This window comes from Anaeromyxobacter soli (assembly GCF_022808855.1).
Classification (GTDB): Bacteria; Myxococcota; Myxococcia; order Myxococcales; family Anaeromyxobacteraceae; genus Anaeromyxobacter; species Anaeromyxobacter soli.
In genome coordinates this window covers 74,168-88,453 of the sequence record NZ_JAKZLF010000002.1, presented here as the reverse complement: position 1 = coordinate 88,453, position 14,286 = coordinate 74,168, and the positions used below count along the sequence as shown (strand labels likewise).

Sequence of the window (14,286 nt, the reverse complement as noted above, 5' to 3'; positions counted from 1 at the left end):
GCGCTCGCGCACTCGCAGGACGATCCGGTACGCGAGCGCCGAGGGGATGCGATCGGCGCGCGTCGCATCCAGATCAGGAGCCGTGGTGGACCGCGATGTCGACCAGCTCTCGGTGGCGACGCTCCGCACCCTCGCCATGGACGCCGTCCAGAAGGCGCGCTCGGGCCACCCGGGCACGCCCATGGCCCTCGCGCCGGTGGGCTACGTGCTGTGGCAACGCTTCCTGCGATACGACCCCGAGGATCCGGTCTGGCCGGACCGCGACCGCTTCGTGCTCTCGAACGGGCACGCGTCGATGCTCCTCTACGGGCTGCTCCACCTCGCGGGGGTGAAGGCCGTCGATCCCGACTACGAGACGCTGGGCCGGCTGGCCGTCGAGCTCGCGGACATCGAGCGGTTCCGCCAGCTCGACAGCAAGTGCCCCGGACACCCCGAGTACCGGTGGACGAGCGGCGTCGAGGCGACGACCGGTCCGCTCGGGCAGGGCGTCGCGACGAGCGTCGGCCTCGCGATCGGCGGCCGCTGGCTCGCCGCCCGGTACAACCGCCCCGACCTCACGCTGTTCGACTACGACGTCTACGCGCTGTGCGGGGACGGCGACCTCATGGAGGGGATCTCCGAGGAGGCGGCGTCGCTCGCGGGCCACCTCCGGCTGCCGAACCTCTGCTGGATCTACGACAACAACCGGATCACCATCGAGGGGCGGACCGAGCTCGCCTTCAGCGAGGACGTGGCGTGCCGCTTCATCGCGCTCGGGTGGAGCGTGACGCGCGTGGGCGACGCGAACGACCTCGACGCGCTCGCTCGCGCGCTCGAGCAGTTCCGCGCGACCCGCGACCGCCCGACGCTGATCGTGGTGGACAGCCACATCGCCTGGGGCGCGCCGCGGAAGCAGGACACCTCCGAGGCGCACGGCGAGCCCCTCGGCGAGGACGAGGTCCGCGACACGAAGCGGCGCTACGGGTGGCCGGAGGACGGCCGGTTCCTCGTGCCGGAGGGAGTGCGCGAGAACTTCCGCGCGGGGATCGGGGCCCGCGGCGCGCGCCTGCGCGGCGCGTGGGAGCGGACGTTCGCCGCGTACCGGGCGCGCCACCCGGACCTCGCCGGCGAGCTCGAGCGGATCCAGCGCCGCGAGCTGCCGGAGGCGTGGGACCGGGGGCTCCCGGCGTTCCCGGCCGACGCGAAGGGGATCGCCACGCGCGACGCGTCCGGGAAGGTCGCGACCGCCGTCGCCGCGAACGTCCCCTGGCTCCTCGGCGGCGCCGCCGATCTCGCGCCCTCCACGAAGACCCGCCTCGCCCTCGACGGCGCCCTGGACCTCGAGGCGGACACCCCCGGCGGCAGGAACCTGCACTTCGGGATCCGCGAGCACGCCATGGGCGCGGTGACGAATGGCCTCTCGCTCACGAAGCTGCGCCCCTTCGAGGCGACCTTCCTCGTCTTCAGCGACTACATGCGCCCCGCGCTGCGGCTCTCCGCGCTCATGGAGCTCCCCGTCATCGCCGTCTTCACGCACGACTCCATCGGGCTCGGCGAGGACGGCCCCACGCACCAGCCCGTGGAGCACCTCGCCTCCCTCCGGGCGATCCCGGGCCTCGTCACGCTCCGCCCGGCGGACGCGAACGAGGTGGTGGAGGCCTGGCGCGTCGTGATGCAGCGGCGCTACGGCCCGGTGGCCCTCGTGCTCACCCGCCAGCCGGTGCCGATCCTCGATCGCACCCGCTACGCCCCGGCGTCGGGACTCGCGCGCGGCGCCTACGTGCTCGCCGACGCCCCCGGCGGGCGCCCCGCGCTGCTGCTCCTCGCCACCGGGAGCGAGGTGCACCTCGCCCTCGCGGCCTGGGAGACGCTCTCGGCGCGGGGCGTCCGCGCGCGCGTGGTGAGCATGCCGTCGTTCGAGCTCTTCGAGCAGCAGCCGCCGGAGTACCGCGCGAGCGTGCTCCCACCCGAGGTGAAGGCGCGCGTCGCGGTGGAGCAGGCCTCCACGTTCGGCTGGGATCGCTACGTGGGGAGCGAAGGCGCCGTCGTCGGGATGCGCACCTTCGGCGCCTCCGCGCCGCTCAAGGCGCTGCAGACGCGCTTCGGGTTCACGCCGGACGCGATCGTCTCGACCGCGAGCGCGCTCCTCGCGCGCGGGGAGGGCTAGCGCCCGTGCGCGTCGCCCTCGCCGCCGACCACGCCGGCTTCGCCCTGAAGGAGGCGCTGCGCGAGGACCTCGCCGCCGGCGGCCACGAGATCGTCGATCTCGCCCCGCGCGCGCCGGGACCGGAGGACGACTACCCGGAGCACGCGGTGCGGGTGGGCGAGGCCGTCCGGTCCGGCCGGGCCGAGCGCGGCGTCCTCGTGTGCGGGAGCGGCGTGGGGGTGGCCATCGCCGCGAACAAGCTGCCGGGCGTCTATGCCGGCGTGTGCCACGACACCTACTCGGCGCACCAGGGCGTCGAGCACGACGCGATGAACGTCCTCGCGCTCGGGGCGCGGGTCGTCGGGGAGGCGCTCGCGCGGGAGATCGTCCGGGCCTTCCTCGGCGCCCGCCCCTCCGCCGAGGAGCGGCACCGCCGTCGGGTCTCGCTGACGCGCTCCATCGAGGCGCGGGCGCTGCAAGGAGGCGCACATGATCGAGCCGATCCGTGAGCTCGCGAGGTACGGGCAGAGCCTCTGGTACGACGGGCTGAAGCGGGATCTCCTCCGCACCGGGTCGCTCGCGCGGCTCGTCGAGGACGGCGTCCGCGGGCTCACCACGAACCCGTCCATCTACGAGAAGGCGATCGCGGGCACCGCCGACTACGACGCCGACATCGCCGCGCTGGGGCGGGGGACCGCGGACGCGAAGGCGATCTTCGAGGCGCTGGCGCTCCAGGACCTGCGCGCGGCGGCCGATCTCCTGCGCCCGGTCTGGGACGCGATGGACGGGCGCGACGGCTTCGTGAGCCTGGAGGTCTCGCCGCTCCTGGCGAAGGACACGCGAGGGACGATCGAGGAGGGCCTCCGTCTGTGGAGGGCGCTCTCGCGACCGAACGTCTTCATCAAGGTCCCGGGCACGCCCGAGGGCATGCCGGCCATCGAGGCGCTGGCCGCCGAGGGCGTGAACGTGAACGTCACGCTGCTGTTCGCGCGCTCGGCGTACCGACTGGCCGCGGAGGCCTGGATGGCCGGGCTCGAGGCGCGCGCGGCCAGGGGAGAGGAGCTCTCGCGGGCGGCGAGCGTGGCGAGCTTCTTCGTCTCGCGGATCGACACCGCGGTGGACCGCCGGCTCGACGCGCTGGCCGGCCGCGCGGCGGGGCCGAGCGAGCGCGAGCGCATCGTGGCGCTCCGCGGCAAGGCCGGCATCGCCAACGCGAAGCTGGCCTACCAGGACTACAAGGCCCTCGTCGCGACCGGGCGCTGGCAGCGGCTCGCGGCCCGCGGCGCCCGCACGCAGCGCGTGCTCTTCGCGAGCACGAGCGTGAAGGATCCGCGCTACCCGGAGCTCATGTACGTCGAGGCGCTGGTCGGCCCGGACACGGTGGACACGGTGCCGCCGGACACGCTCGAGGCCCTCCGCCGCGGCCTCACGGTGCGCCCCACGCTCGAGGAGGACGTGCCGGGAGCCCACGCCGACCTCACGGCGCTGAGGGCGCTCGGGATCTCGATGGACGCGGTCACGGACGAGGTGCTCGCGGAGGGGGTCCGGAAGTTCGCCGAGCCGTTCCAGGCGCTCCTCGCCACGATCGAGGCGCGGCGCGCGGGGCTCGGCGCGCCCGCGGCCCCATGAGAGGAGACGGCGCGATGCACCTCGGGATGGTCGGGCTCGGGCGGATGGGATCGAACATGGCGCGGCGCCTCCTGCGCGCCGGTCACCGCGTCGTCGCGTACGACCGCGAGCCCGCGGCGGGAGCGGCCCTGGAGCGGGAGGGAGCGGCCGCGGCGCCGTCGCTCGAGGCGCTCGTCGGCCGCCTCGCCCCTCCGCGGGCGGTCTGGGTCATGCTGCCCGCGGGAGCGCCCACCGAGGAGACGGTCTCGGCGCTGGCGGACCGGCTCCAGGCGGGCGACGTGGTCGTGGACGGGGGCAACTCCTGGTTCAAGGACGACGTGCGGCGGGCAGGGCGCCTCGCGGCGAAGGGCGTCCGGTACGTGGACGTCGGCACGAGCGGCGGCGTCTTCGGGCTCGAGCGCGGGTACAGCCTGATGATCGGCGGGGACGCCGAGGCGGTCCGCCTCCTCGAGCCGGTCTTCCGCTCGCTCGCGCCGGGGCGCGCCGCGGTGCCGGCCACGCCCGGCCGCGAGGGCCGGACGGGCACCGCCGACGACGGCTGGCTCCACTGCGGTCCGGCGGGCGCCGGGCACTTCGTGAAGATGGTCCACAACGGCATCGAGTACGCCCTCATGCAGGCGTTCGCCGAGGGGTTCGACATCCTGCGCGGCGCCGCCGGGGACGAGGTGCCCGAGGAGCTCCGCTACCGGCTCGATCTCGCCGAGGTGGCCGAGGTCTGGAGACGCGGCAGCGTCGTCTCCTCCTGGCTCCTCGACCTCGCCGCCGCGGCCCTCGCGCAGGACCCCGGGCTCGACGCGTTCGGGGGCAGGGTGCCGGACTCCGGCGAGGGGCGCTGGACGGTGCAGGCCGCTGTGGAGGAGGCGGTCCCGGCGACCGTCATCTCCGCGGCGCTCTACGCCCGGTTCCGCTCGAGGCAGGACCACACGTTCGGCGAGAAGCTCCTCTCGGCGATGCGGCGGCAATTCGGCGGCCACGCGGAGGCCCCGCCGCCGAGCGCGCCCGGGTCGGCGCCGGGGACCTCCCGGGAGCGACGGCGATGAGCGAGCCCGAGGCGCGGATCGCGCCCGACGAGGGAGGCAAGCCGAAGCCGGCTCCGCTCGAGCGGCCGGCCGACCCCGCCGCGCTCGTGATCTTCGGAGGCACGGGCGATCTCGCGCGCCGCAAGCTCTTCCCCTCGCTGTGGAACCTGTGGTCGAACGGGCTCTTGCCCGAGGACTTCGCCATCATCGGCGTCGGGCGCAAGGTCGCCTCCGACACCGCGTACCGCGAGGCGATCGGCGCGAGCGTGCGCGAGGTCGCGGCGTGCCCGCCGGAGGACGAGCGCAGCTTCGACGGCTTCGTCGAGCGGATGTGCGTCGTGCAGGGCGCGTTCGAGGACCCCGCCACCTACGGGTGGCTGAAGGCCCGCCTCGCCGAGGTGTCCGCGCGCCACCGGACCGGCGGGAACGTCCTCTTCTACCTCGCGACGCCGCCCGCGGCGTTCGGGACGATCGTCCGCCGCCTGGAGGCCGCGGGGCTCACCCGCGAGGCGCAGGGGTGGCGGCGCGTGGTCGTGGAGAAGCCGTTCGGGCGCGATCTCGCCTCGGCGAAGGCCCTCGGCGCGGAGCTGCACGCGGTGCTGCGGGAAGATCAGATCTTCCGGATCGATCACTACCTCGGGAAGGAGACGGTCCAGAACATCCTCGTCTTCCGCTTCGGGAACGGCGTGTTCGAGCCCATCTGGAACCGCCGCTACGTCGACCACGTCCAGATCACCGTGGCGGAGGACCTCGGGATGGAGGGGCGCGGCTCCTATTACGAGAGCGCGGGGGCGCTGCGGGACGTCCTCCAGAACCACGTCCTCCAGCTCGTCACGCTCGTCGCCATGGAGCCGCTCGCGAGCCTCGACGCCGACGCGGTCCACGCCGAGAAGGTGAAGGTGCTCCAGACGATCCGCGCGACGGGCGCCGTCCGCGGGCAGTACGGGGAGGGGACGATCGCCGGGGCGCGCGTGCCCGGCTACCGGTCGGAGCCGGACGTGGACCCGCAGTCGACGATCGAGACCTACGCGGCCGTGCGGCTCGACCTGGACAGCTGGCGCTGGTCCGGGGTGCCCTTCTACGTCAGATCGGGCAAGCGGCTCGCGCGCCGCTGCACCGAGATCGTGGTCCAGTTCCGGAAGCCGCCGCTCACGCTCTTCCAGCAGTCGGGCGTCGCGGAGCTCGAGCCGAACCGGCTCCACATCCACATCCAGCCCGACGAGGCGATCTCCTTCGACATCAAGGCGAAGGCGCCGGGCGCCGCCATCCGGGTCGAGGACGTGCGGCTCTCCTTCGACTACGGGAGCATCGGCGAGGGGTGCGCGGCGACGGGGTACGAGCGGCTCCTGTACGACGCGCTGGTGGGCGACTCGACGCTCTTCCACCGCGCCGACATGGTCGAGGCGGCGTGGCGGATCATGACCCCGATCCTCGACGCGTGGTCGAGCCGCCCCGCCCCCGACTTCCCGAACTACGCCGCCGGCTCCTGGGGGCCTCCGGCGGCGGACACGCTCCTGCGCCGCGACGGGCGGCGCTGGGTGGTGGGCTGAGGGCGGGCCGCGTGGGCGCGGAGGGGGACACGTCCGGGCGGGAGGTGCGGGTCCTCGACGACCACGTCGCGCTCGCTCGCGCCGCCGCCGACGAGTGGCGCCTCCGGGCCCTCGCGGCGGTGGCCGCGTCGGGGCGCTTCGCGGTCGCGCTCTCCGGCGGCGCGACCCCGCGCGCGGTCTACGCGCTGCTCGCCGATCCCGCCGCCCCCTACCGCGACGCGCTCCCGTGGGCGCGCACGCACGTGTTCTTCGGGGACGAGCGGGCGGTGCCGCCCGACGACCCGCGGTCGAACTACGGCATGGCGCGCGGCGCGCTCCTCTCGTCCGTGGCGCTCCCGCCGGAGAACGTCCACCGGATCCGCGGGGAGGACGAGCCCGGCGCGGCCGCCCGCTCCTACGAGGACGCGCTGCGCGCCTTCTTCGGCGTCGCGCCCCGCTTCGATCTCCTGCTGCTCGGGATGGGCGCGGACGGTCACACCGCCTCGCTGTTCCCGGGGAGCCCCGCGATCGACGAGCCGTCGCGGCTCGTCGCCGCGGTGCCCGCGCCCGCCGCGGGCCCCGCCCGGATCACGCTCACCCTGCGCGCGCTGCAGGCGGCGGCGCACGCCGTCTTCCTCGTCTCGGGCGCGCAGAAGGCGCCGGCGCTCGCGCGCGTGCTCTCCGGCGAGAGCGGGGCGGAGGCGCTCCCCGCGGCGCGCGTCCGGCCGGCGCACGGCTCGGTCCTCTGGCTCGTCGACCGCGCCGCAGCGCCCTTCCTCGCGGCGCCTTGACCCCGCCGGCGCGCGCGCCCGACCGCGCGCGGTTCCCGCCAAGGCAGCACCCGCGCAAAGGCGACGATGGCCCCGCGCGAGCCGCGATCGCGAGGGCCTCCTCGCCCTACGTTCATCGCGCCCGTACGGGCGGGAGGGACTCGAGATGCGCGTTTCGAAGCGTGGGTTCGTGGCGGCGATCGCCTCCGCCGCCGTCCTAGGGCTCGCCGGTGGCGCGCGGGCGGCCGGCGACACGGTCACGGTGGCGAAGAGCGAGAAGGTCGGGAGCTACCTCACCGACGACAAGGGCATGACGCTCTACGTGTTCAAGATGGACGCGGGCGGGAAGAGCGCGTGCGCAGGGTCGTGCGTGGCGAACTGGCCGATCTACTACCGCGAGAAGGTCGAGCCGGCGGGGGGGCCGAGCGCGGGCGACTTCGGCGCCATCACGCGTGAGGACGGCAAGAAGCAGACGACGTACAAGGGCAAGCCGCTCTACACGTTCGTCGGGGACAAGAAGCCGGGCGACACGAATGGGCAGGGCGTGAAGGACGTCTGGGTGGTCGCGGCGCCTTGAGTCACGCGTACTGCGCGATCCCGTTCCCGAACGACCAGTTCTCCTTCCCCACCTCCACGAGGGAGACGAGGACGTCCTCCCTTCGGACCCCGGGTGACGTGGAGAGCAGCTCGGCGATCCGGGCGTAGAGCGCCTTCTTCATCTCCACGGTCCGTCCCGCGTTGAGCGTGATCTGCACGACGACGAGATCGTCGCTCCGCGCGATGTCGAGATAGGACCGGTCGTAGACGAGCCCCGCGGCGTCGTGCTCGGTGATGACCTGGAAGCGATCCTTCGCGGGGACGTTCATCGTCTCCACCATGGCGCGGTGGACCGCGTCGCCGAGGGCGGTGCGGTAGGCCTCCGGCTTTCCGGCTCTGAGCGAGATGCGAACGAGCGGCATCGGGATCTCCCTGGGGAAAGGACCGGGGATCTATCGCCACGCATCCCCCTGCCGAGGGCCGCACTTGGGGCACGCGGAGCGTCCCTGACGCGCCCGGCCGGCTCCGCCGCTCCTCCCGTCGGCCGAACCCACGAGAGCTGGCGTTCCCGGGCGCCGAAAGCTCGACGGCCGCGGGACGGGGCGTAGCGTTGAGCTCGGCGTCCGAGGGGAGGACGGCATGGTCGAGCGGACGGGTGGCGTGGTGATGGTGGTCGACGACGACGAGGACCTCCGGGAGCTCGTCGTCCAGGTCCTGACCGACGCGGGCTTCGAGACGGTGACGGCGAGGCACGGGCGCGAGGCCCTCGCTCGGCTCAAGGCGGGCGAGCTCACGCCCGAGCTCATCCTGCTCGACCTCGAGATGCCGGTCATGTCCGGCTGGGAGTTCCGCCGCGAGCAGCTGCGCGACCCCGTGCTCGCCCAGGTGCCGGTGCTCGTCACCTCGTCGGCCGAGCCCGGCGCGCTCGCCGCGAGCGGATACCTGGCCAAGCCGTACGCCGCTTCCGACCTCCTCCGCGCCGTCGCCGCGGTCCGGGCCGGCCGCGCGATCGCGGCCTGAGCCGCGCGCGCTGCCCGGCGGCTCGCTCGCTCGCCCGGCCGCCGGCGGCTCAATCCTTCCGGGGGCGGGTCCGCTCGCCGAGCAGCGCCTCGACCTCCGCGGCCGATCCCAGCTCCACGGCGCGCTGCGCGAGCTCCCGGGCCGCGTCGAGGCGGGTCTCGCGGATGGCGTTCTTCACCTCGAGCATCTCGCCCGGGGCGACGCTGAACGCGCGCAGGCCGAGGCCGAGGAGGAGCTCGGTGTGGAGCGGATCGCCGGCCATCTCGCCGCAGATGGTGAGCTCACGGGCGGCGGCCTCCGCGGCCTCCGCGACGGAGCGGATGAGGCGCAGCACTCCCGGGTGCAGGGGCTGGTAGTAGGGAGCGATGGTCTCGTCCTCGCGATCGGCCGCGAGCACGTACTGCACGAGGTCGTTCGTCCCGAGGCTCAGGAACTCGACCTCCCGCGCCAGCGTGCGCGCCATCAGTGCCGCCGAGGGGACCTCGATCATCGCGCCCAGCGGGACGTCGGGGTTGAAGCGCAGGCCCTCGGCGGCGAGCTCCGCCTGCACCTGCCTCACCATCCGGCGGGCTTCCCGGACCTCTTCCAGCCCGCCGACGACGGGGAGCAGGATGGAGGCCGGGTGATCCGCGCTGACGCGCAGGAACGCCCGCAACTGCGGCTTCAGCACCTCGGGGTGGCGGAGCAGGAGCCGGACACCGCGCTGCGCGAGCGAGGGGTTGCGGGCGGGCGGCAGGGGGAAGTACGGCAGGACCTTGTCGCCGCCGAGGTCGAGGAGACGGAAGACGACCTTCCGCGGGTGGAAGCGCTCCGCCGCCCGCGCGAGGTACTCGTACTGCTCCTCCTCGGTGGGGAACGCCGGGCGGATCGAGAACGCGAACTCGGTGCGGTAGAGGCCGATCCCCTCGGCCTCGAAGCGGAGCGCGGACTCCGTGTCCGCGAGCTTGTTCACGTTGGCGTAGAGCGGGACCGCCGTGCCGTCGCGCGTCACCGAGGGCACGCCGACGAGGTGCGTGAGCTCCTCCTTGCCGGCGCGGAGCTCCGCCTCCACGCGATCGTACTCGCGCTCCAGCGCAGGCTCCGGGTTGACGAAGACCACGCCCCCGATGCCGTCCACGATCAGCCGATCTCCCGTCCTGATCCGGAGCGACGCCTCGGGCACCCCGGCGACGGCGGGGGTCCCCAGGGAGCGCGCCAGGATCGAGCTGTGCGAGAACCGGTTGCCCCGCTCCGTCACGAGGCCGCCGACGCGGTCGAGCTCGAGGCGCGCCGTCACGGACGGCAGGAGCTCCTCCGTCACGATGATGGCGCCCGCGGGGATGACGAGGCTCGAGGGGCCCCGGCGCTCGATGAGCGTCGACAGGACCCGGCGGCCCACGTCGCGGACGTCGGCCGCGCGCTCGCGGAGGTAGGCGTCGGGGATCGCCTCGATGATCCGCAGGTACTCGTCGATCACCTCCGAGAGCGCCGCCTCGACGTTGATGAGCTTCTCCCGGACCCGGCGGAGGACCCGGTCGCGCAGCTCCGGATCGTCCACCGCGAGCGCCTGGGCACCGAAGATGTCGGCCTGGCTCTGGCCGAGCCGCTCGGTCACGTCCGCCTGGAGCGCGGCCAGCTCCGCGCCGGCGGTGGCCAGGGCTGCGTCCAGGCGCAGCCGCTCGCCCTCCACCTCGGACGGGTGGATGCTGCGCCGGGGGGCCGCGGACCGGTAGCCGCACGCGATGACGAGGGCCTTGCCCCGCGCGACTCCCGGCGACACGCCCGTGCCTCTGAGCATCTGAGGGATCCTTTCTTCGCTCATAAGCGGCGGCGGGCCGCGGCCGCCACGAAGACGGGCCGCGCCGTCCGCCCCCGCTCCCCACCCGGTCGGGCGCGCGAGCGACCGGGGGAGCCCGCCTCGCGTGGGCCCCGAGCGTGCACGGGAATGGGGCGCGCCGCTGCCGCCGGGCCGCGCCCGGCCTTATCGAGCAGGGAGATGGAGCTCCTGCTCATTCGCCACGCCATCGCCGAGCGGGCCTCGTCGCGCGGCGAGGCGGCCGACGCGCGCCGGCCGCTGACGGCCGAGGGACGCCGGCGCATGGCCCGGGGTGCGCGGGGGCTCATGGCGCTCGTCGCGGAGCTCGACGCCGTCGTCCCGAGCCCCCTCGTCCGGGCCGTCGAGACGGCGCGGATCGTCGCGGACGCGTTCGAGCTCTCGCCCGAGGAAGGGCTCCCGGCGCTCGCGCCGGGCCATCCGCCCCAGGAGCTGCTCGAGTGGCTCCGCGCGTCGCGCCACGGCGGGACCGTCGCGCTCGTCGGGCACGAGCCGCACCTCTCTGGCCTCGCGGCGCTCCTCGTCGCCGGCGATCCCGAGCCGCTGTTCACCTTTCGCAAAGGCGGCGCGTGCCTCCTCGAGCTCGACGGCGCCCCGCGGCCGGGGGGAGGGCGGCTGCGCTGGCTCGCGACGGCGAGGCTCTTGCGCCTGCTCGGGGCGCGGAAGGCGAGGTGACGCGCACACCGTCGAGCGCGTCCAGGGAGGCGCTCGCTCGCCGCCCGCCTCGCCGGTGGCGGGTCGTGACGCCGGACCGCAGATTCGAGGCATGCCCATCTCGTCCGTTCCCGCCCGCACGGAGGGCGGATTCCACGTCGTCGTCGAGGCGCCGCGCGGCGCGACGCTCAAGCTCAAGCACGATCCGGAGCTCGACGTGATGATCGGCCACCGGCCGCTGCCGCTCGGGTTCGCCTACCCGTACGACTGGGGCTTCGTGCCGGGGACGAAGGCCTCCGACGGCGACCCGGTGGACGCGCTCGTCTACTGGGACGTCGCGAGCTACCCCGGCGTCGTCCTCCGCTGCCGCGCACTCGGGGTCCTCGCGCTCGAGCAGGACGCGAAGGGCGGAGGACGGGAGCGGAACGACCGGATCCTCGCGCTCCCGCTCGTCCACCCCCGCGGCGCCGCGCTGCGCACGCATCGGGACCTCGACGGCCGGGTGCTCGAGGAGATCGAGCACTTCTTCACGTCGTCCGTGTTCTTCGAGCCGAAGCACCCCCGCGTCCTCGGATGGCACGGGCCCGAGGACGTGGAGCGGCTCCTCGCCGGGAGCTAGCGCGTGGCGAAGCCGACGGAGATCCCCGGGCTCGAGCCCGGCACGCCGCTCTCCGTGGCGGGCCCGCTCCTCGTCCGCGCGCGCCTCGACGACGTGCGCCGGTACGAGGCCGCGGCCGTGGGGACGGGCGACGGCGAGCCGGACGTGGACGCGGTGCACGACATGCGGATCGCGACGCGGCGGCTGCGCGCCGCGCTCCAGCTCTTCGGCCGCGGCGACCTCGCGGCGCTCGAGGACGAGGTGAAGGCGCTCCAGGACGCGCTCGGCGAGGTCCGCGACGGCCAGGTGCAGCGGCGCTGGTTCGAGCGGCACGCCCGGAGGCAGGATGGCGGCGGGCGGCTCGCGGCGTGGGCGGGCGGAGGCCTGCCGAGGGCCAGCAAGCGGCTGCGCCGCGCGATCCGTGGCTGGCAGGGCGCCGTCGCGCCCTCGATCGCGCGCGCCGCGGAGGACGCGGCAGGGAAGGGGCGGCTCCAGGGGAAGCGGCTCGCGAAGGAGGTGAGGGCGCGGCTCGCGACCTTGAAGCGCCGCCTCGCGGCCGCGCGGGACGCGCGATCGCCACGGAAGGTGCACCGCCTCCGCATCGCGGCGAAGAAGCTCCGCTACGTCGCCGAGCTCGTGGAGCCCGGCTTCCCGGGCGCGGCGAAGGGGATGCTCGCCGCGCTCGTGCCGCTCCAGGAGCGGCTCGGCGATCTCCACGACACGGACGTGCGGATCGAGCGGCTCGAGCGCCTCGCCCGCCGGGGCCAGCGGCGCGAGCGCCGGGCCGCGCGCGCGACGCTCGCCGTCCTCCACGAGGAGCGCGCCCGCGAGGCCCGGGCGCTCCGGCGCGAGCTCTCGCGGTGGCGGGAGGAGAGGGTGGTCCGGGCGCTGCGGCGCGGGTTCTCGCGCGGCGGACGGCGCGTGAAGCTCGGGGTGAAGGTCGCGGCGGCGGCGAACGGGCACGCGGCGGACGCGCCGGCGGCGTGACGACGCGGCTCGAGGTCGCGGTCGCGGCTCGCGACCGGGCCCTACCTCCGCGCTCGCTCGACGTGGATCGACGCGTGGAAGACGGCGCGGAAGAGCGACGCCTCCCGGGCGACGTCCCACAGCTCGAGGTCCACGGGGCCGCGGGTCCGCGCGAGCACCCTCACGACGCCGTTCTTCCGGGCGGCCCGGACGGAGACGACCGGCTGGTGGTGGCTCCGGTCGAGCGCGTCCGCGACGCGCAGCAGGGCGACGAGCCGCCGCACGAGCCGGAACTCGCCCGCGGGGAGGTCCTCGAGATCCGGGCGGTGCCGCTCCGGCGGGCTGCGCCGGTGATAGCGGGCGACGAGCGCGACGAGGAGCCGCTCCCTGTCGGACAGCCCGGGGATGTCGGCGCTCGAGACGAGGTAGAAGGTGTGCTTGTGGTGGCGGGTCGGCGAGACGGCGTGCCCGACGTCGTGGAGGAGCGCCGCCGCCTCGAGCAGCCCGCGCGCGCTCGCGGGGAGCGCGTGCAGCTCGGCGAGCTGATCGAAGAGATCGAGCGCGAGGCGCGCCGTCTGCCGGGCGTGGCCCTCGTCGAAGTTGAACCGGCGGCCGAACGCGAGCGCCGCCGCGGCGCGAGAGGCCTGGGCGGCCGCGACCGCCGCCGGCGACCGGCGCGCGAGGTCGACGAGGATGCCGTTGCGGAGCCCGGTGTCGACCGCGGCGATCGAGTCGAGGCCGAGGTGGCGCATCGCCGCCTCGAGGATCACGGCGCCCGCGACGATGATCTCCGCGCGGCGGGGCTCGAACCGCCTGCGCCGCTCCGCGATGGAGTCGGAGGCGAGCTCCTCGACCGCGCGCTTCACGTCCCGGAGCGTCATGCGGCGGCCCTCGCCGTGGGCCGCGACGATGGCGTTGATCGTCCCGGACGACCCGAGCGCCACGTTGCCGTGCGGCAGCCGCCGCGGAACGGAGTCGCGGAACGCCTCGTCGGCGAAGCTGCGCATGGCCGCGAGCCGCTGCGGCGAGACCTTCCCCGCCGAGCCGAAGATCTCGGTCAGCCGGACCGCGCCGAGCCCGACGCTGTAGAGATCCTTCGCCTCCTCCCCCACGGCGGTCGCGACCTCGGTCGACCCGCCGCCGATGTCGAGGACGAGCGAGCGCGCGCGCCGGGGCCGGCCGTTCAGCACGCCGCGGCAGATGAGGCGGGCCTCCTCGCGCCCGGAGACGACCTCGAGGTCGAGCCCGGTCTCGCGCTTCACGCGCTTCACGAGGTCGTCGCGGTTCCGCGCCTCGCGGACGGCGCTCGTCGCGACGGCGCGCACGGTGGCGTGGTAGCGGCGGCAGAGGGCCGCGTACCGGCGGAGGGCCGAGAGGAGCCGGTCGGCGACCTCGCGGGACATCGAGCCGGTGGCGAAGACCCCCTCGCCCGGGCGCACCGGATCGCGCTCCTGGTGGAGGGTCTCGAGCGTGCCGTCAGGCAGCGGGCGCGCGATCTCGAGGCGCACCGCGTTCGTCCCCACGTCGATGGCCGCGAGGATGCGCTGTCCTTCGTGGTCGTGCGCCAATCGGCCTCCCGCGTCGAGTCTATTCGCCCGCACGGTCGCAGGAACGGCCGGGATGCGA

14 protein-coding genes are annotated in these 14,286 nt (G+C 74.9%); 11 read left to right on the top strand and 3 right to left on the bottom strand.

All coding sequences use genetic code 11. From position 1 onward, the window contains the following. Positions 1-46: 46 nt before the first annotated feature. From tkt to MLV88_RS02590, 7 genes are all read left to right on the top strand, one after another. Positions 47-2,146 carry a transketolase gene (gene tkt / locus MLV88_RS02620; RefSeq protein ID WP_242336298.1) on the top strand — a complete coding sequence of 700 codons (2,100 nt, stop codon included), beginning with the start codon at positions 47-49 and terminating at the stop codon, positions 2,144-2,146. A 5-nt stretch (positions 2,147-2,151) separates the two neighbouring features. After that, complete coding sequence (locus MLV88_RS02615) at positions 2,152-2,634, top strand: RpiB/LacA/LacB family sugar-phosphate isomerase (protein ID WP_242336301.1); 483 nt, start codon at positions 2,152-2,154, stop codon at positions 2,632-2,634. Next, the gene (tal, locus tag MLV88_RS02610; RefSeq protein WP_242336304.1) at positions 2,615-3,754 is read left to right on the top strand and encodes a transaldolase; all 1,140 of its coding nucleotides are present in this window, start codon (positions 2,615-2,617) and stop codon (positions 3,752-3,754) included. The genes MLV88_RS02615 and tal overlap by 20 nt, the downstream gene beginning before the upstream one ends. Before the next feature lie 14 nt (positions 3,755-3,768). Further along, positions 3,769-4,794: a phosphogluconate dehydrogenase (NAD(+)-dependent, decarboxylating) gene (gene gnd / locus MLV88_RS02605; protein ID WP_242336307.1), complete on the top strand. Its 1,026-nt coding sequence runs from the start codon at positions 3,769-3,771 to the stop codon at positions 4,792-4,794. After that, positions 4,791-6,323: a glucose-6-phosphate dehydrogenase gene (gene zwf, locus MLV88_RS02600; RefSeq protein ID WP_242336310.1), complete on the top strand. Its 1,533-nt coding sequence runs from the start codon at positions 4,791-4,793 to the stop codon at positions 6,321-6,323. The genes gnd and zwf overlap by 4 nt, the downstream gene beginning before the upstream one ends. 11 nt (positions 6,324-6,334) lie before the next feature. Continuing rightward, on the top strand, positions 6,335-7,093 hold the full coding sequence (gene pgl, locus MLV88_RS02595; protein WP_242336313.1) for a 6-phosphogluconolactonase: 759 nt from the start codon (positions 6,335-6,337) through the stop codon (positions 7,091-7,093). Positions 7,094-7,238: 145 nt separating this feature from the next. Then, the gene (locus MLV88_RS02590) at positions 7,239-7,649 is read left to right on the top strand and encodes a COG4315 family predicted lipoprotein (RefSeq protein ID WP_242336316.1); all 411 of its coding nucleotides are present in this window, start codon (positions 7,239-7,241) and stop codon (positions 7,647-7,649) included. 1 nt (position 7,650) lies between these two features. On the opposite strand, the gene MLV88_RS02585 is transcribed toward MLV88_RS02590, so the two are convergent. Further along, positions 7,651-8,031 carry a tautomerase family protein gene (locus MLV88_RS02585; RefSeq protein WP_242336319.1) on the bottom strand — a complete coding sequence of 127 codons (381 nt, stop codon included), beginning with the start codon at positions 8,029-8,031 and terminating at the stop codon, positions 7,651-7,653. Between the two features lie 217 nt (positions 8,032-8,248). On the opposite strand from MLV88_RS02585, the gene MLV88_RS02580 reads away from it, so the two are divergent. After that, the gene (locus MLV88_RS02580; RefSeq protein WP_242336322.1) at positions 8,249-8,629 is read left to right on the top strand and encodes a response regulator; all 381 of its coding nucleotides are present in this window, start codon (positions 8,249-8,251) and stop codon (positions 8,627-8,629) included. Positions 8,630-8,678: 49 nt separating this feature from the next. On the opposite strand, the gene ptsP is transcribed toward MLV88_RS02580, so the two are convergent. Then, on the bottom strand, positions 8,679-10,406 hold the full coding sequence (gene ptsP / locus MLV88_RS02575) for a phosphoenolpyruvate--protein phosphotransferase (protein WP_242336325.1): 1,728 nt from the start codon (positions 10,404-10,406) through the stop codon (positions 8,679-8,681). A 198-nt stretch (positions 10,407-10,604) separates the two neighbouring features. Here ptsP and sixA point away from each other — a divergent pair, with 198 nt between their 5' ends. From sixA to MLV88_RS02560, 3 genes are all read left to right on the top strand, one after another. Continuing rightward, positions 10,605-11,117 carry a phosphohistidine phosphatase SixA gene (gene sixA, locus MLV88_RS02570; protein WP_242336328.1) on the top strand — a complete coding sequence of 171 codons (513 nt, stop codon included), beginning with the start codon at positions 10,605-10,607 and terminating at the stop codon, positions 11,115-11,117. A gap of 91 nt (positions 11,118-11,208) precedes the next feature. Next, a complete protein-coding gene (locus MLV88_RS02565; RefSeq protein ID WP_242336331.1) occupies positions 11,209-11,715 on the top strand; it encodes an inorganic diphosphatase in 507 nt (168 codons plus the stop codon). A gap of 3 nt (positions 11,716-11,718) precedes the next feature. Beyond that, on the top strand, positions 11,719-12,681 hold the full coding sequence (locus tag MLV88_RS02560) for a CHAD domain-containing protein (RefSeq protein WP_242336334.1): 963 nt from the start codon (positions 11,719-11,721) through the stop codon (positions 12,679-12,681). Positions 12,682-12,722: 41 nt separating this feature from the next. Here the strand turns inward: MLV88_RS02560 and MLV88_RS02555 are convergent, their stop codons facing one another. Next, positions 12,723-14,228: a Ppx/GppA phosphatase family protein gene (locus tag MLV88_RS02555; protein WP_242336337.1), complete on the bottom strand. Its 1,506-nt coding sequence runs from the start codon at positions 14,226-14,228 to the stop codon at positions 12,723-12,725. Between the last annotated feature and the right edge of the window lie 58 nt (positions 14,229-14,286).